The sequence below is a fragment of the Kitasatospora sp. NPDC015120 genome (genome assembly GCF_043080305.1).
Lineage (GTDB): Bacteria > Actinomycetota > Actinomycetes > Streptomycetales > Streptomycetaceae > Kitasatospora.
The window spans coordinates 931623-948218 of record NZ_JBIBVJ010000001.1; the positions used below are offsets into that span (position 1 = coordinate 931623).

At 77.2% G+C, this 16596-nt stretch carries 15 protein-coding genes and 1 pseudogene; 13 read left to right on the forward strand and 3 right to left on the reverse strand.

The annotated features are described in order from the left end of the window. The first annotated feature begins 36 nt into the window (after positions 1-36). From ACF1AK_RS04315 to ACF1AK_RS04335, 5 genes are all read left to right on the forward strand, one after another. Entirely contained in the window at positions 37-510 is a 474-nt protein-coding gene (locus ACF1AK_RS04315) for a DUF3093 family protein (protein WP_380295597.1), read from the forward strand. Between the two features lie 106 nt (positions 511-616). Next, a complete protein-coding gene (locus tag ACF1AK_RS04320) occupies positions 617-1012 on the forward strand; it encodes a hypothetical protein (RefSeq protein WP_391497221.1) in 396 nt (131 codons plus the stop codon). 177 nt (positions 1013-1189) lie between these two features. Further along, a complete protein-coding gene (locus ACF1AK_RS04325) occupies positions 1190-1447 on the forward strand; it encodes a hypothetical protein (protein ID WP_391497222.1) in 258 nt (85 codons plus the stop codon). Between the two features lie 336 nt (positions 1448-1783). Further along, positions 1784-2413: an MFS transporter gene (locus ACF1AK_RS04330; protein WP_391497223.1), complete on the forward strand. Its 630-nt coding sequence runs from the start codon at positions 1784-1786 to the stop codon at positions 2411-2413. Between the two features lie 12 nt (positions 2414-2425). After that, the gene (locus ACF1AK_RS04335; protein ID WP_391497224.1) at positions 2426-3268 is read left to right on the forward strand and encodes an inositol monophosphatase family protein; all 843 of its coding nucleotides are present in this window, start codon (positions 2426-2428) and stop codon (positions 3266-3268) included. A 137-nt stretch (positions 3269-3405) separates the two neighbouring features. Here the strand turns inward: ACF1AK_RS04335 and ACF1AK_RS04340 are convergent, their stop codons facing one another. Continuing rightward, the gene (locus tag ACF1AK_RS04340) at positions 3406-7356 is read right to left on the reverse strand and encodes a tetratricopeptide repeat protein (RefSeq protein ID WP_391497225.1); all 3951 of its coding nucleotides are present in this window, start codon (positions 7354-7356) and stop codon (positions 3406-3408) included. 513 nt (positions 7357-7869) lie between these two features. Between ACF1AK_RS04340 and ACF1AK_RS04345 the strand changes: the two genes are divergently transcribed. The 4 genes from ACF1AK_RS04345 (at position 7870) to ACF1AK_RS04360 (ending at position 11467) form a co-directional block, all read left to right on the forward strand. Continuing rightward, entirely contained in the window at positions 7870-7947 is a 78-nt protein-coding gene (locus tag ACF1AK_RS04345) for a tryptorubin family RiPP precursor (RefSeq protein ID WP_350540985.1), read from the forward strand. A gap of 118 nt (positions 7948-8065) precedes the next feature. Beyond that, positions 8066-9112, forward strand: coding sequence for a cytochrome P450 (locus ACF1AK_RS04350; RefSeq protein ID WP_391497226.1), 1047 nt, complete (start codon positions 8066-8068; stop codon positions 9110-9112). Between the two features lie 149 nt (positions 9113-9261). Then, positions 9262-10215 carry a glutaminase gene (locus ACF1AK_RS04355; protein ID WP_391497355.1) on the forward strand — a complete coding sequence of 318 codons (954 nt, stop codon included), beginning with the start codon at positions 9262-9264 and terminating at the stop codon, positions 10213-10215. 184 nt (positions 10216-10399) lie between these two features. Further along, a complete protein-coding gene (locus tag ACF1AK_RS04360; protein WP_391497227.1) occupies positions 10400-11467 on the forward strand; it encodes a phosphatidylinositol-specific phospholipase C domain-containing protein in 1068 nt (355 codons plus the stop codon). 149 nt (positions 11468-11616) lie between these two features. Here the strand turns inward: ACF1AK_RS04360 and ACF1AK_RS04365 are convergent, their stop codons facing one another. Next, complete coding sequence (locus tag ACF1AK_RS04365; protein WP_391497228.1) at positions 11617-12621, reverse strand: GlxA family transcriptional regulator; 1005 nt, start codon at positions 12619-12621, stop codon at positions 11617-11619. 161 nt (positions 12622-12782) lie between these two features. Here ACF1AK_RS04365 and ACF1AK_RS04370 point away from each other — a divergent pair, with 161 nt between their 5' ends. The 3 genes and pseudogenes from ACF1AK_RS04370 (at position 12783) to ACF1AK_RS04380 (ending at position 14673) form a co-directional block, all read left to right on the forward strand. Further along, positions 12783-13610: a S1 family peptidase gene (locus ACF1AK_RS04370; protein ID WP_391497229.1), complete on the forward strand. Its 828-nt coding sequence runs from the start codon at positions 12783-12785 to the stop codon at positions 13608-13610. Between the two features lie 110 nt (positions 13611-13720). Beyond that, positions 13721-14182 (forward strand): annotated as a pseudogene (locus ACF1AK_RS04375) (transcriptional regulator); the annotation flags it as partial. Positions 14183-14376: 194 nt separating this feature from the next. Beyond that, positions 14377-14673 (forward strand): helix-turn-helix domain-containing protein, encoded by a 297-nt coding sequence (locus ACF1AK_RS04380; RefSeq protein WP_391497230.1) that lies wholly within the window; start codon positions 14377-14379, stop codon positions 14671-14673. Positions 14674-14723: 50 nt separating this feature from the next. Here the strand turns inward: ACF1AK_RS04380 and ACF1AK_RS04385 are convergent, their stop codons facing one another. Beyond that, complete coding sequence (locus ACF1AK_RS04385) at positions 14724-15308, reverse strand: GNAT family N-acetyltransferase (protein WP_391497231.1); 585 nt, start codon at positions 15306-15308, stop codon at positions 14724-14726. A gap of 65 nt (positions 15309-15373) precedes the next feature. Between ACF1AK_RS04385 and ACF1AK_RS04390 the strand changes: the two genes are divergently transcribed. Continuing rightward, the gene (locus ACF1AK_RS04390; protein ID WP_391497232.1) at positions 15374-16411 is read left to right on the forward strand and encodes an LLM class flavin-dependent oxidoreductase; all 1038 of its coding nucleotides are present in this window, start codon (positions 15374-15376) and stop codon (positions 16409-16411) included. The last annotated feature ends 185 nt before the right edge of the window (positions 16412-16596 follow it).

Below are 16596 nucleotides of genomic sequence, written 5' to 3' on the forward strand. Positions count from 1 at the left end.
GCGGGCACGGGGCGGTGACGTGGCAGCATCCCGGATGTGGTGATCTACGACGAACGACTCTCCGTCCCGCTGCGCTGGTGGCTGGCGGCCCTGGCGGCCGCCGCCGCGCTCACGGCCGCGCTGCTCCCGCTCGGCCCGCTGACCGCGCTCGCCGGCGGAGCCCTGCTGCTCGCCGTCGTCGCCCCGGCGCTGAACGGGTACGGCGCGGTCCGGATCAGGGTCTGCGACGGCGTCCTGGTGGCGGGACCGGTCGTGCTGCGCGGCGAGCACACTGGGGCCGTCGAGGTGCTCGACGAGGACGGCGCCTTCGCCTGGCGCACCCGGCTGGCCGGGCCCAGGGCCCGCCTGCTCATCCGCGGTTACCTCCCGCGTGCGGTCCGCGTCGAGGTCGCCGAGCCCTCCCTGCTCTGCCCCTACGTCTACCTCTCCACCCGCCGTCCCGAGGCCCTCGCCGCCGCCCTGGCCGAGGCCCGTGACCACTGCGCACCGCGAGCCGTCAGCGGCCGCTGACCCGTTCCGGGGTGCGGCCGGGGTGCCCCGGCGGGGCGGGGCGCCGCATACTGCCGGTGGCACCGCCCGGGACGGGCGGGCGCACGACGCACCGGGGGAGAGATCCGTGACGTACGAGAGCGCCGACCGCACCGCCGCACCCGGCCTCGGCATCGTGGGCGCCGCCGCCCGCGTCGGCTGGGGCGTGCTCGGCGTCGCCCTGTTCGCCTGGACGGTCTTCGAGGCGGTGAAGCACACCGGCCTCACCGTGCCGCTCGCGGTCCTGGGCCTGCTCGTTCCGTGGCTCGCCGCACTCGCCCGGCCCGCCTCGGGCGCGCCACCGGCCCCGGGTGCGGCCGCCGTCCGCCGGGCGCTGCTGCGCGTCCGGACACCGCTCGCCGTCATGGTGGTCTGCTCGCTCGTCCCCGGTCCCGCCGACAACACCGCCGCACCGTTCACCTTCGGCATGGCCTGGCTGACCCACCTCGTGCTGCGCCGGGCCCTGGGCCGCGACCCGCGCTGACCCCCCGTCCGGCCCGGCCGCCGTCCCCCGGGGGCGCCCAACCCCGCCGACGCGCCGGGCCGCGCTCCCGTGCGCCGTCGGCGGCGGAGCGCGCCGGGGCCGCAGGCGGGCATCATCCTCCGCGGACGGCGGCGCGACCGATGGGGGCCGGTTCCGACGGTGCGGGAACGGGGACGGGTGCTGCTGGGGTTCGCCGTGTTCGGGGTGTTCTGGGGCGCCTGGGGCGCACTGATCCCGGAGGTCCAGCGGCGGGCGGGGGTGGACGACGGCGAACTCGGGATCGCCGTCCTGATGATCGGCCTCGGCGCGCTCTGCTCGATGCGGCCGGCCGGTGCGGCCGTGGACCGCTCCGGCCGCTCCGCCGTCGCGGTGCTCCTGCTGCTGATGGCGGTCGCGGCCGTGCTGCCGGTCCGGCGCGCGGCGCACCGGCGCTGATGGCCGCGCTCGCCGTCCTCGGCGCGGCCTCCGGGGCCGTCGACGTCGGCGTCAACGCGCCGGCCGGCGCGGAGGAGAGCCGCTCCGGCCCGCTGATGAACGCCGCCCACGCCTGCTTCTCGGCCTGCGTGGTGTGCGGCGCCCTCGCGGCGGGCCTCGCGCTGGGGCGCGGCCTCGCGGCCGGCACGCTCCTGGCGGCGGTGGCCGTGCTCCTCGCCGGGGGCGCGGCCGTGCTCGGCCTCCCGGGCCCGTCGGCGGCAACGCCCCCGGCGAGGAGCACGGCGGCGCGACCGTCGGCGGGCGGGTGTCGCGAACCGGCCGCTGCTGCTGCTCGGGGTGCTGTGCGCGCCGGCGTTCCTGGTCGGGAACGCCTGGCAGAGCTGGAGCGCGGTGATGCTGCGCACCGTCCACCACACCGGCGCGGGCGCCGCCGCGGCCGGCCCGGTGGTGTTCGCGGCCTCCGCCGCCGTCGGCCGGCCGGCCGGGCACGCGCTGGCCGGCCGACGGCCGCGGCGTCAGCTGCTCGCGCCGGGCGCGGCGGTGGCGGCCGCCGGCACCCTGGGCGCCGCGCTGGCCCCTGGCATGGGGGCGATGCTCGCGGGACTGGTCGTGGCCGGCCTCGGTACCTCGGTGTGCGCGCCGGCGCTGCTCTCGCCGGCCGGGGCGCGGGCCCGCCCCGGGGTGCGGTCCTCCGCCGTGGCCGTGGTCGCCTCCGTCGGCTACGGGGGCTTCCTGGCCGGGCCCGCCGCCGTCGGTCCGACCGCTTCGGTGGCCGGACTGCGGGCGGCACTCGCCGCCGTGGCCGCCGTGGCCGGGGTGGCCGCGGTGCTCGCGCTCGCGGCGCTGCGCATGCTCCCGGCCTCGGAGGGCACGGACGGCGCGGAGGGCGCGGAGGGCGCCGAGGGTGCGCCGGGCCTCCCCGACCGTCCGTCTGTTCGGTCGGGACGCCGGAAACAGAAGCTGTGATGTGATGGGCGGATGATCGACGATAGATTCGCCGCGGAGTGCCTGGGCCCGGTGGAGGAGGCCGTCCGACGGGCGGCGGCCGCCGAGATCATGCCGCGTTTCCGCGCGCTGACCGCCGACCAGGTGGCCGAGAAGAACGGCCCGCACGACCTGGTGACGGTCGCCGACCGGGGCGCCGAGGCGCACCTGACGGCCGCTCTCACGGCGCTGCTCCCCGGCTCGGTCGTCGTGGGGGAGGAGGGCGTCGCCGTCGACCCCGGCCGGTACACGGCACTGGCCGGCGACCGCCCGGTCTGGATCGTCGACCCGATCGACGGCACCCGCACCTTCGTCCGCGGCGACGAGGGGTTCTGCACCCTGGTCGCCCTCGCCCACCGCGGCGAGCTGCTGGCCTCCTGGACGTACGCCCCGGCCCACGACCGCATGGCGACGGCCCTGCGCGGCGGCGGCGCCCGCCTCGACGGCGCCGCCCTGCGGGCCGGCTCGCCGGCCGCCGGCGCACCGCTGGAGATCGCCGCCTCGTACCCCTTCCACACCACCCCCGAGGCGAAGCGCGCGCTGCTCCGCCTGCGCACCGAGGGCGTCCGGGCCCGCCCGTGCGCGGGCTCGGCGGGTCTGGAGTACCTGGAGATCGCCCGCGGCGCCCTCGACGCGACCGTGTTCGCCTGGGAGAACGCCTGGGACCACGCGGCCGGGCTGCTCCTGGTCGCCGAGGCGGGCGGCGCCCACACCACCCTCTCCGGCGCCCCGTTCCACCTCGCCGGCGGCAACGCCCTGCCGTTCGTCACGGCCCGCGACACGGAAACGGTCACCCGGATCCGCCACCTCCTGCTCGGCGACCACCCCGCCCCGTAGGGACCCACCCGGCCCTCGCGAGGTCCCGCTGGCCGGCTCGGCCCGGCAGCCGCAGGAACGGCTCCGGACGACCCCGTCGCGCGGGGCGGGTGGGCCGGGGTCCGCCGACCGGCCCCGGCCGGGTGCGGCGGGGCCGGTCAGCCGCCGACGTGGTCGCGGACGGCGTCGGGGAGGCGGCGGCCGGTGACGGAGCGCCAGGCGCGTTCGACGGCGCGGGGGCCGAGGTCGCGGGCGAGGAGGCCGAGGTTGACCACGCTCGGCCAGGTCAGGGGGTGCGGGAACTCCTCGTAGCAGGTGATGCTGCGGACCAGCCACTCCATCGCCTCGCGCGGCCGCCCCTGCTCGGCGGCGAACAGGCCGAACTGGCCGAAGGTCCGTGCGAGTCCCGGCGTGTCGCCGATCCGGTGCGAGACGTCCAGGGCCTTGCGGTACCGGGCCTCGGCGTCCGCCGCCCGGCCGCCGGTCTGGGCGGCCAGGCCGAGCTGGTGGTGGCCGACCGAGACGCCGGCCTGGTCACCCAGTTCCTCCCGGACCTCCAGGGCCCGGGCGTACCAGGTCTCCGCCCCGGCCAGGTCGCCGCGGTGGGCGGCGACCACGCCGAGCTGGTGCTGGCTGGCGGCCGTGCCGGGCCGGTCGCCGAGGTCCTGGCGGATCCCCAGCGCCCTGCGGTGCCAGGACTCGGCCTCCTCGAACCGTTCCCGGGCGGTCGCCAGCACGCCGAGCTGGTGGCAGCTGCGGGCGGTGTCCGGCAGGCTGCCCGCCTCCTCGGCGAGGGCCAGGGCCTCCCTGCACCACTTCTCGGCCGCGTCGAGGCGGCCCAGTTCGGCGGCGACGGCGGCGAGCCGGTGGTGGAGGTCCGTGACGAGGGGGAGGTCGGCGGGCCGGTCGGCGCCGGCCAGGGCGCGCCCGAACCACAGGTAGGCCTCCTCGGAGCGGCCCTGTTCCTGGGCCAGCACGCCGAGCTGGTGCCGGCAGGCCGCCGCCCGTTGCGGCTCGCCCAGGCGCTCGAAGGCGTCGAGCGCCTGCCGGGTGCGCCGCTCGGCGTCGGCGGGCCGGCCGAGGCGGTGGGCGATCACCCCGAGCTGGTGGTGCCCGAGCGCGACGCCGTCGGCGTCGTCGAGCTGTTCCAGCACGGCCAGCGAGCGCAGGTACCACTGCTCGGCGTCGTCAAACTCGCCGCGGTCCACCGCGATCCGGCCGAGCTGCTGGTAGCCGTCCGCGAGGTCGTCGAGCTGGTCGGGGTCCGGCGGCCGCTGGTCGACGGCCTGGTGGATCTCCCGGAAGGCGCGTTCGGCCTCCTCCGTCCGGCCTGCCCGGACCAGGCGCCGGGCGTCGGCGCCGACGACGGACAGCCAGAGCGCGCCGGCCGGGGTGTCGGCCGGCGGAGGGCCGCCGGGGCCCGACTCCAGGGCGGTGCGCACCAGGTCGGTCCAGCCGCGCGCCTCGGTGTCCAGCCCGTGGGCGCTCCAGTAGGCGGGCAGCGGCCGGACGAGTGCCCGGGCCTGCAGCCACCGGCCGTCCCCGACGGCCCGGCCGAGCAGCGCGCCGATGGTCCGCCGCTGGAGGTCGAGCGCGGTCAGGGCGAACTCGCGGCTGCCGCCCAGCAGTTCGCGGGCGAGCAGCAGGCAGAAGTTGACCTGGGCGCCGAGCAGGGCCTGCTCCGCGGCCGCGTGCTGCTCGGTGAACGCGGGCTCCGCGGCGCGCCACCGGGCGGTGAGGACGGCCGCGACCGCCGGGTGGACGCCGAAGGCGGTGCCGTGCGAGGCGGTGAGCAGACCGAGGCCTGCCGCCCTTTCCAGCAGCCGCTGCCAGTCCTCGGTGCCGCGGTTCCGGAAGTGTTCGGGCGCGAGCGGCTGGCGGGAGAGCAGGGCGAGCACCGTGGCGTCGGCGGTCCCGTGGCAGAGCGTGACGGCCGCCAGCGCGCGACGGTCGGCGGCGGGAAGCCGGTCCAGGGCGTAGGCGGCGCTCACGGCGAGCGCGGCGTCTCCGGCCTCCCGCTCCCCGGCCTCCCGTCCCCCGGCCTCCCGCTCCCCGCCCGGCGGACCCCCGGCCGCGGCAGCCGCGGCGCGCGCCAGGGTGTCCAGGGTGTGCCACGGTTCGTGGCCGCCGAGCGAGGACAGCACGAGCCGCATGCGCAGCGGGTGTCCGTCCAGCCACTCCAGCAACTGCCCGAAGACCCGCAGCCCGCGTTTGCGGACGGTGTCGGGGTCGTCGGCGAGCAGCTGGTCGGCGTACAGGACGGCCTCGTCCGGCTCCAGGCCCGGCACCTCGATCCGCAGCGGTCCCGGGCCCAGCCAGTCCTCGGTGGTCCGGCTGGTGAGGACGACCGCGCCGTGTCCGCGCCGGGCCGCGCGTTCGAGGAAGGCCTTGAGCTCGGCGCGTTCCTCCTCGGTCGGGGCCGGGACGCCGCCGGCCGGGCCGTGCCGCGTGTGCAGGGACTCGACGCCGTCCCAGATCAGCAGCACGTCGTTGGTGTCGAGCGCCTCCTCGACGGCCTTCCGGCGTTCGGCCGGCGCGAGCGGGTCGAACTCCTCGGGGGTGAACAGCCGCCGGCCGATCCGGTCGACGACCCCGGCCAGGCCGAACGACGCCACCCCCGGGGCGAAGGAGTGCAGGAGCACCGCGTCCGGCCCGTCCACCGCGCCGGTGTCCCGCCACCAGCGGCCGAAGGCCTTCGCCAGCTCCGTCTTCCCGATGCCCGCGGGGCCGTGAAGGACGATCACGCGGTGGAGCCGGGCCGCCGCGTCCAGCCGGAGCAGCAGGCCGTCGCGTCCGGTGAACGCCCCGACGGCGGCCAGGCCTTCCGCGTGGCCCGGGGCGTTGCGGGCGGGGCCGGGGCCGGGGGCGGGGGTGTCGTCGGACAGCACCAGCTGCGGCCCGGTCCCTTCGGCCTGCGGCGCGGGGAAGATCACCTCGCTCCGGCGGTGGAGGGCCGGGACCGTCCAGTCGGCCAGTGGCAGCGGGCCCCTGGGGGAGGGGCGCCGGTCCTGTTCGGCGAGGTGCCGGCGGCCGGCCGCGACCGCCCGGGTGAGCGGGACGCCGGAGGCCAGCCGCGTGTAGACCGCCGTCAGGAACCCGGCGGTGGCCATCGGGTCGAGCCCGTACGGCAGCGCGAGAACGGCGGCGGCGCCCTCCCGGAGCAGCCGGCCGGCCGCGGCGGCCTCGGACTGCCCGGCCGGGCTGCCCGACCGCCGGGTGCCCAGGACCACCAGCGGGACCTCGGCGGAGGCCAGCAGCCGGGCGACGCGCCGGACCGGCACCGGCTCCGCGCCCCCTTCCGGGTTCTCGAACGCCAGCGCGCCGTCGGCCTCGAACCGCGCCCCGGGCTCGAACGGCGTCCCGGCCCCGGCCCGCGTCCCGGCCCCGGAGCCGGGGACGACGACGGCGCCGTCGAAGTGCACGATCCGGAACGGCCGGCCCTCCTCGCGTGCCGCCCGGAGCGTCTCGCCGAGGCCGGCGAGGGTCGCCGGGCGCAGGACCCGGAGCTCGACCGCGCCGCCCGGCGCCGCGAGCCGGCGCAGCAGGGGGAGGGCGGTGGTCCGGGGAGCGGCGTCACCCGGGCCGTCCGGCGGGGCGGCCACCAACAGCACCCGAAGGAGTGAACCGCCCGCGACGGTGACCGCGTCGCGGGGGTCGGCCGCGGCGGGGCTCCGGGTGACCGTCACCTCGTCGAGGGCCGGCGGGAACGAGTGGTCCGGGTCCGCCATCAGGTCCCAGGGCAGGGCGAGCAGCGGTGCGGAGTCCGAGCGCAGCACGATCTCCAGCGCGCTGCCGCGGGCCCGGGCCCGTGCCCTGGTCCGCCGGTAGGCGTCCCGGCCGGGGCCGCTCCCGAACAGCGCGGAGAACATCCGGGCGCCCCAGCCGGGGAGCTGGCGGGCGGTGTGCGGGCCGCGCTCGCCGTAGGCGCCGAACGGCGTCCGGAGGTAGTCCTCCAGGTACCAGCGCAGGCCGTCCAGGGCCGGGTCGCCCAGGGGACCGTGCAGCCATCCGGCGTCGACGGCGGGCGCCGGGACCTCGTCTCCCGGCGGCCACTCCGTCACGGACATCCGGCCGTCGGCGTGGAGATCCAGCACCAGACGTTCGACCACAATCGCCCCCAGCGAGTGCTTGGCGGCCGCTCGGCCGTTCCGCTGCGGAGCACAGGGTAGCGGCGTCGCCACGCGGAACGGACGCCCGGGTGCGAAGTCACGGTAACGATCCGTCAAAGGAGCGCGGGCCGGGGAGCGAAACGGAAGGGGCAGCCGGTCTGCCCCAAGGGGCAGACCGAACGTTCCGTCGGTCCCCGTCCGCCCCCGCCCGGCCCGCCGGGCGGAACGCCCCGTTCACCTTCCCGCCACCGGCCGACCCTGCCGCTGACCAGCGCTGTCGCGCTCGCGTCAAGGATCTCCGGGCCGGCCGAGGGGGCGTCAAACCTGCCGGGCCGGTGATCCTGCGGGCGTGCCGCGTCACTTGACCGTGTTTTCGGGCTGGGATTCACTTTTCCCCGGCGGCGGAAAGCGAAGTGCACGAATTCCGTCGGGCCCGTCCCGGAGTCCGCGGTTCGCGGGCCGTCCGCCGAAAAGTGGTTCGTCATCGTTCCCCGTTGAGATGGAGGTGCTGTCATGAAGCTCGTTCACTTCGTGAAGAAGGTCATGCCGGAGAAGAGCCTGAAGGCCTACGCCTGGTACGGCTGGATCTAATTCCCGGCGGTTCTTCCGCTGCCGGACGCGTGCCCGGCGAGTGCCACCCGCACTCGCCGGGCACGGGCCGCTCGCCGCGAGCCGGCCTCCCGCAGCCGCTCACCCCTTGGAGTCACGGATGGCTATGTCCAGCACCGGCCGGAGCGCCCGCGTCACCCTCTTCGCGCCGCGGATCGAGGAGCTCCTGCACAAGTACCGAGGTCAGGACCTGTTCCGCCTGGAGGCGGACACCGTCGGGGTCGCCGGTGCCGACCTCATGGACGGACTGCTGCGCAGCAGGCCGGCCAACGCGGAGGAACGCCCGACCTTCAAGCCCGTGCAGGGGCGGCCGGTCACCCGGGCCGACGCGTCCGCGCTCATGCAGGCCGTCTCCGCCGACGTCCGGGCCGCTTTGAAGAAGCCGCTGGACGACCGGACGGACCTCTCCGGGAAATGGCCGCACACCCCGCACGTGTATCTCCGGGACCTCGTCTTCGGGCGGGAGAGTTTCCGGTTCCGGGTGCTCGTCGACCGCCGCCTGGAACTCACGCCGAAATTGACCTGGATGGCCGTCGCGGCCGGAACGGCGATGCTCGGAAAGCCGGGCACCGAAATTCCGCTGTCGAATCTGGCGGCCCGGGTGCTGGACGCCGAGTCGTACGACGACCGCCGCTACGCGATGTACCTCTACCGGCGGGTGGCGGCCCCGATCTGCTTCACCGTGGCCGCGCTGGTGACCAACGCGGTCTGGCTGGGGGCGCCCTTCGACGACGACGTGCCCAACCGGGACGTGCTGCTGGAGGCGCTGCGGCTGCTGCCGCCGTCCTGGAACATCCTGCGGGTCGCCTCCCCGGAGTTCGGCGAGGTCGACGGCCGGATCGGCCGGCAGGACGACATCCTGATGCTGCCGCTGCTGAGCCACCGCGACCCCCGGCTCTGGGACGACCCGGAGGCCTTCCGCCCGGAGCGCTGGAAGGACCTCGACCCCGACACCCAGCCCGGCTACCTGCCGTTCGGGCACGCCGACGAACGCTGCTGGGGGCGCCACATGGTGATGCCGCTGGCCGAGCGGATCCTCGACGCCGTCCGCCGCGACGGCCTGGTGGTGAGCCCGGAGCAGCGGGTCGGGCGGGTGGAGCTCGACGGCCTGCTGGAGGTCTCGGGCGTGCGCGTGGTCCGCCGCTGACGGGCCGTGCGGGCGGCGGCGCGGTGCCCGTCCCGGGCCGGGCATCCCGGTGCGACACCCCGGCCACGCCCCCCGCCCACCACGCGCCGGCCTGCGGCGACGACAATGGCGCGGTGAACGACGCGAACGGTACGAGCGGCACGCCCAGGATGAACAGCACGGACAGCACGGACAGCACGAACGACACCGACGAGGACCTCCAGGCCCTGGTGCACGACGCCATGGCGGCGGCCGTGCGCTCGCCCCTGCGCGGCCGGGTCGCCGACTACATCCCCGCCCTCGCCGAGGCCGACCCGGCGGCGTTCGGCATGGCGATCGCCACCCTCGACGGCCGGGTCCTCGGCGCGGGGGACTGGCGGAAGCCGTTCTCCGTGCAGTCGGTGTCCAAGCTGTTCACCCTCGCCCTGGCGCTCGCCGAGGGCGGCGACGCCCTGTGGACCGGCGTCGGCCGCGAGCCCTCCGGCAACCCGTTCAACTCGCTGGTCCAGCTGGAGTCCGAGCACGGCATCCCGCGCAACCCCTTCATCAACGCCGGTGCCCTCGTGGTGACCGACCGCCTGCTGGAGCTCACCGGTGACGCGGTCGGCGCCGTCCTGGAGCTCCTGCGCGCGGAGTCCGGCGACCGGGCCGTCGACGTCAACCGCTCGGTGGCCGCCTCCGAGGCCGAGCACGGCCACCGCAACGCCGCCATGGCGCACTTCATGGCCGGCTACGGGAACCTGCGCAATCCGGTCGAGGACGTGCTCGCCCACTACTACGCCCACTGCGCGATCGAGGCCGACTGCCGCGACCTGGCGCTGGCCGGCCTCTTCCTCGCCCGCCACGGCGTGCGGGCCGACGGCTCGCGCCTGCTGACGCGCAGCGAGGCCAAGCGGGTCAACGCCGTGCTGCTGACCTGCGGCACCTACGACGCGGCCGGCGAGTTCGCCTACCGGGTGGGCCTGCCCGGCAAGAGCGGCGTGGGCGGCGGGGTCCTCGCCGTCCTGCCCGGCCGGGGCACGGTCTGCGCCTGGAGCCCCGGCCTGGACGCGGCCGGCAACTCGGTGCTCGGCGTCGCGGCCCTGGACGCCCTGACGACGGCCACCGGCTGGTCCGTGTTCTGACGGCGGCCCGGGCCGGGGGATCCACCCGGACGGCTCCGGCTGGTGACGGGCCGGAAGCTGACGGTCACGAAGTTGTTATGCCCTCTTCACCGGATCGACGACCGGCCGGGTCATGCTCTGCACCGGCGGTGGCCACCGCCGAAGGCGCGCCGGCCAGCAGGCGCACTGACAAGGGACTGACACCGTGACCGTCCGCCGCACCCTCATCGGCACCCTCGCCGCCGGGCTGCTCGCCACCGCCTGCGCCGTCCTGCCCGTCGGCAGCACCGCGCAGGCCGCCGGCGGCGCCCCGGGCGAGCTCCCGTTCGCCTCCGCGACCACCGTCGGCCTGCACAACACCTACGACCCGGCCGCCTTCGGCTACCTCGCCCAGGGCCTGGACACCGGCACCGGCATGATCGAGCTGGACGCCTGGCCGAACGCCGTCACCAAGGAGTGGAAGGTCAGCCACTCCAACCCGCTGGGCAACGCCAACAACTGCGTCAGCGCCACCACGGCCGCCCAGCTCTACTCCGGCGGCGGCAACAAGAACCTGGAGACCTGTCTGGACGACGTGCGGATCTGGCTCGCCGCCCACCCCGGCGCCGGCCCGCTGGTGATCAAGCTGGAGCTCAAGCCGGGCTTCTCCGGGAACCTCGGCATGGGCCCCGCCCAGCTCGACGCGCTGATCGCCGCCCACCTCGGCTCCACGGCACTGCGCCCGGCCGATCTGCTCGCCAAGCCGGGCGGCGGCGCCTACCCGACCCTGGACGACGCCGCCCGGGCCGGCAACTGGCCCACCAGGTCGGCGCTCGCCGGCCGCGCCCTGGTGTACGTCATCCCCGGCACCGTCGAACTGGACAACCCGTTCGACACCCTGCACACCGACGTCGAGTACGGCCGGTACCTGCGCGACCTGGCCGCGGCCGGCCGGATCGGGGAGGCCCGGATGTTCCCGACCGCGCTCGGCGCGGCGGCCGGCGACCCGCGCACCAGGTACGGCGAGACCTCGATCCGCCCGTGGTTCGTCGTCTTCGACGGCGACGCCGCCACCTATGTGAACGGCATCGACACCACCTGGTACGACACCAACCACTACCTGCTGACGATGACGGACGCCCACAACGTCGCGCCTGCCATCAGCAACACCGACCCCACCGCCGACCAGGCCCGCACCCGCACCGAACAGCTCGCCCGCGCCCACGCGACCATCGTCTCCAGCGACTGGCGCAAGCTGCCCGCCGTCCAGTCGCTCGTCCTCCCGCGCGGCTGACCCCGGCTCACCGCGGCCTTCCCCCGGCGGCCGCGACGGCGGGGCCGGTTCCCCGCGGCCGGACGGCCGGACGGCCCGCCCCCGGCACCCGGGGCCGGGCCGGCCGTCCGGCCGTCCGGCCGTCCGGGCGGCGCGCCCGGCGGCGGGGCTCAGCCCGCCGCGGCGTCCCCGGACCCTGCCAGCGAGGCCACCAGCGAGCGGAACGCCGCCCGGTAGACGCTCGGCGTGGTGCCGGTGTGGCGCTGGAAGTGGTGGCGGAGGTTGGCCGGTGTGCCCAGGCCCGTCCGGGCCGCGATCCGCGCCACCGGCTCGTCCCCGCGCTCCAGCAGCCGCTGCGCCCGCTGGATCCGCACCCGCAGCAGGTACTGCAGGGGCGGCAGTCCGGTCTCCGCCCGGAACCGGCGGCTCAGGGCCCGGACGGTGAGACCGGCGTGGCCGGCGATGTCCTCCAGCGTCAGCGGACGGTCGAGCCGCGTCTCCAGCCAGCCGAGCGTGGGCCCGAGGCCGTCGCCGGACACCGGGGCACCGACCGGGGCGCCCGGCCCGCCCGGTGCCCCGGCGCCCTCCGCGTACAGCTCCAGGAACACCTGCCGCTCCGTCTCGACGGCCACCGCCACCCCGTGGTCCACGGTGATCAGCCGCAGGCAGAGGTCGACCCCGCCGAGGACCCCGGCGGCGGTGTGGAACGGGCCGTCCGCCACCACCACCCCGTCCGGGTCCACCTCGGTCCGGGGGTGGCGCCGGGCCAGTTCGGCGGCGAGTCCGGGCGCGGTGGAGGCCCGGCGGCCGTCCAGCAGCCCGGTCGCGGCCAGCGTGAACGTCCCGCTCCCGAACGCCCCGATCCGGCAGCCCCGGTCGGCGGCCGCCCGCAGGGCCCCGGCCACCTCCGGCGGCGGACCGCCGGGCCGGACGGCCTGCCCCGGCACCAGCACGGTGTCGGCCTCCGTCAGCTCCGCCAGGCCGTCCAGCCCCCACGGCGCCGCCAGGCCGAAGGCCGCAGGCCCGCCGGTCGACCGGAACCCGGGCGCGGCGCAGAGCCGCACCTCGTACGAGACCCGCGGGTGGCAGCGGTCGGCCGTGCCGAAGCAGACGGCCGGCGTCGTGACGTGATGCCCCGGCACCCCGTCGAGCAGCAGCACGGCGATCACAGGCATGTCCAGAATTTAGCCCAGGGTGATCTCGCCGCCGCTGTCGGCCCCGGGGGCCCGGCGCGAAGGATGGGACGCACCGACGCCGCAGGTCACCGGCCCTGCGGGCGATCGGTTCCCGACACCCCCGGCGTGCCCGCGCACGCCCCCGAACGAATGGAACGCCCATGTCCCGAAGCGCCTCCCGGTCCCGCCGTACGGCCCGCGCCGTCACCGTCGCCCTCGCCGCCGCGGCCTGCGTCGCGACCCTGACCGGACCCGCCGGGGCGATCGTCAACGGCCGGGCGGCCACCGAGCACTACCCCTTCATGGCCTCGATCCCGATGACCGTGCCCGCGATCGGGTTCGACGACGGCGTGTGCGGCGCGGCCCTGATCCACCCCCGCTGGGTGCTCACCGCCGCCCACTGCGTGGACACCTCGCTGGTGCGCCCCGACGGCATCGTGCGCATCGCCTCCGAGCGGCGCACCGAAGGCGGCACCGTGCGCGGCATCGAACGGACCGTCACCCACCCCGGCTACCTGCAGGGCGCGGCGGCCGGGGCGAACCGGGACGACCTCGCCCTGGTCCGGCTCGACCGCGCCGCGCCGCAGACCCCGGTCCCGCTCGCCGACCGGGCCGGAGCCCCGGGAACGCCGACCCGGCTGCTGGGATTCGGCACCACCGCCGACACCACCGACATCACCCGGGCCGCGTTCGCCGGGCGCCTGCGGCAGCTGGACACCCGCATCGGTGCGGTCGACGAGTGCGAGCCGGGCCGCGCCGGGCTGACCAGGCTCTGCACGGTCAGCCGGGTGCCCGGCGCGATGGCCTGCATCGGTGACTCCGGTGGCCCGCAGATCCAGCGCGGCCGGGGCGGCCGCTGGGAACTGGTCGGCACCACCTCGGGGGACGGCGACAGCGACCCGGCCTGCTCCACCGGCCCCGGGCTCTACAGCAATGTGCCCGCCTACGCGGACTGGATCCGGGCCACGCTGCGGGCCTACGGCGACTGACCTCCCGCCAGGTCGGCCCGGCGCACCCCGGCGGGAGCGCGCCGGGCCCCCGCCCCACCCGCCCCCGCACGCTCCCGGTCCCGGTCCCGGAGAGGACGTACCCTGCCGCCATGCCCGTGATCGCCGTCCTCGCGCTCGACGGCCTGCCCGGCCACCACCTCACCACCCCCGGACTCGTCTTCGGCACTGCCGCCCGCGAGCACCCCGCTGCCGCCTACGACGTCCGGCTGTGCGCGGTCGGCGGGCCCGGCACCGTCCGCCTCGGCCTTCCCGCCCCGGCCGAGGCCGTGCTCCCGTACGGACTCGCCGGCGCCGCCGAGGCGGACGTCCTGCTGCTGCCCGCCCATCGCGACGAGGGCGCGGGCCCGGCGCCGGCGCTGCTCGGCACGCTCCGCGCGGCCGCCGCCCGAGGGGCCCGGATCGGCGCCTGCGGCACCGGGGTCCTCACCCTCGCCGCCGCCGGGCTGCTGGACGGCCGGCGTGCCACCACCGCCTGGCGCCACACCGGGGAACTCGCCCGCCGGCACCCCCGCGTCGCGGTCGACCCCGGCGGCACGCTGGTCGCCGACGGCCCGTTCCGCACCTCCGCCGGGATGTTCGGCGGCCTGGACGTCTGCCTGCGCCTGCTGGCGGAGGACCACGGCGAGCGGATCGCGGACCGGACGCGCCGGGAGCTGCTCAGCCCCCTGACGGTCCACGCCGAACGGGTGGCCGAGACCATCGACCGCACCCTCGCCGGCAGCGGCGGCCTCGACGCGACCCTCCAGTGGCTGGAGAACAGCCTGCACCTGCCGCTCACCCCGCCCGCATCGCCGCCCACGCGGGCGTCAGCGTCAGCAGCCTCAACCGGCGCTTCCTCGCCCGCACCGGCCTCAGCGCCCCGCGCTACCTGCTCGGCCTGCGCCTCCAGCGGGTCCGCGAACTGCTCGAACGCACCGACGACCCGGTGGAGGCGATCGCCGCCCGCACCGGCTTCGGGTCCTCGGCCACCTTGCGCCCGCACTTCGCCCGCCTGACCGGCACCACGCCGCGCGCCTACCGCGCCCGCCACCGCCGGGGCTGACGCCGCGCATCCGCTCGCCGCCCGGCCGTTCCGCCGGCCGGGCTCCGACTTCAGACCCCGGTCGTCAGCCCGGAGGAACGGCCGGCGGCCTCGGCCGGCCGCGGCTCCCCGCTCCACTCCGAAGCCAGCAGACCGAGCACGACCTCGTCCTCGAACGCCCCGTACACCCAGGCGGCCCGGCGCAGCGTTCCCTCCGGCACGAACCCCGCCCCCGTCGCGGCCTTGATCATCGGCAGGTTGCCGGCCAGGGTGTCGACCTGGAGCCGGTGCAACCCGCGCACGACGAAGCCGTAGTGACAGAGCAGCCGCACGATGTCGCCGGACAGGCCGCGCCCGCGGAAGCCCGGCCGCAGTGCCAGGCCGAGGTGGGCGCGCCGCTGGTGGGTGTCGATGCCCCACAGCAGCGCCTCCCCGGCCAGGTCGCCCGACGCGCGGTTCACCGCCGAGAAGCAGGCGGCTTCGTCGTCGCCCGCCCCCACGACGAACGGGGACTGCGGGGAGCCGGGCGGGATCGGCCGCCAGGGGCGGGTGTCGGCCCGGGAACGGGTGGGGACGTCGTCGTGGAGCTCGGTGTGGAGCACCGGGACGTCGTCGTCGTGACGGGCGCGCAGGATGATGCGGGAACTCTGTAGCATGTCACATTGCTAACAGTCGGGCGGCGATGCCCGCAATCGGATTTCCGCGCCGCCCGCCCGGGGGAATGACGGCGGCGCGGGCGGCCGTTGGCACCGAGGTGACCGTCGCGCCCGCCCTCCGCCTCTCCGTCCTGGACCGCTCCCGCACCCGCCGGGGGGAGGAGCCCGCCCGGGCGCTGCGCGACACCGTCGCCTTCGCGGTGGAGGCCGAACGGCTCGGCTACCACCGGTTCTGGGTCTCCGAGCACCACGGCGTGCCGGGGGTCGCGGGCTCGGCGCCGACGGTGCTGGCCGCCGCCGTGGCCGCCGCGACCTCCCGGATCCGGGTCGGCACCGGCGGGGTGATGCTCCCCAACCACCAGCCCCTGGTGGTCGCCGAGCAGTTCGGCGTCCTCGCGGCACTGTTCCCGGGCCGGATCGACATGGGCCTGGGCCGGTCGGTGGGCTTCACCGACGGCGTGCGCCGGGCGCTCGGGCGGGAGAAGGACGCCGCGGACCGCTTCCCCGGGCAGCTCGCCGAGCTGCTCTCCTGGTTCGACCCCGCCGCGCGCCGCCCCGGGGGTGTGCACGCCCGCCCGGCCGAGGGCCTGGACGTCCCCGCGTTCGTGCTGGCCACCGGCGCGGGCGCGGACGTCGCGGCCGAGGCGGGGCTGCCGCTGGTGATCGCGGCGGTCCGCGGCGAGGAGGCGATGCGGGCGGCGGTCGACCGCTACCGGGAGCGCTTCCGCCCCTCCGCCCGGGCCGAACGGCCCTACGTGGTCGTCTCCGGGACCGTCGCCGTCGCGCCGACCGAGGAGCGGGCCCGCGCGCTGCTCGTCCCGGAGGCCTGGTCGGCCGCCCACAGCCGGACCCACGGGGAGTTCTCCCCGCTCGAACCCGCCGAGGAGATCCTGGCCCGGCCGATGACCCCGCGCGAGCGCGCCGCCTTCGAGCAGGCCCTCACCGGCCACCTCGCGGGCACCCCCGGGCGCGCCGTCGCCGAGCTCGCGGCGCTCATGGAGCGCACCGGCGCCGACGAGTTCCTGGTGACCACCAGCACCTACGACCGGACGGAGCTGCTGGACTCCTACCGCCTGCTGGCCGAGGCCGCCGGCCTGGTCTGACGCGGGGCTGCTGCGGCGCCGGCCCGGTCCGGGCCGGGCCCGGACCGTCCGCAGCGGCGTGCGGCGGCCGGCGTCTGCCGCGCACCCGCCCGCCGGCGACGCCGCACGGCTCGGCGTGCCGCGCCGGATCCTGCCGGCCGACGGGCGGTGACGCCGGCTCACGCGACCGGGTCCGTCCGGAGGGT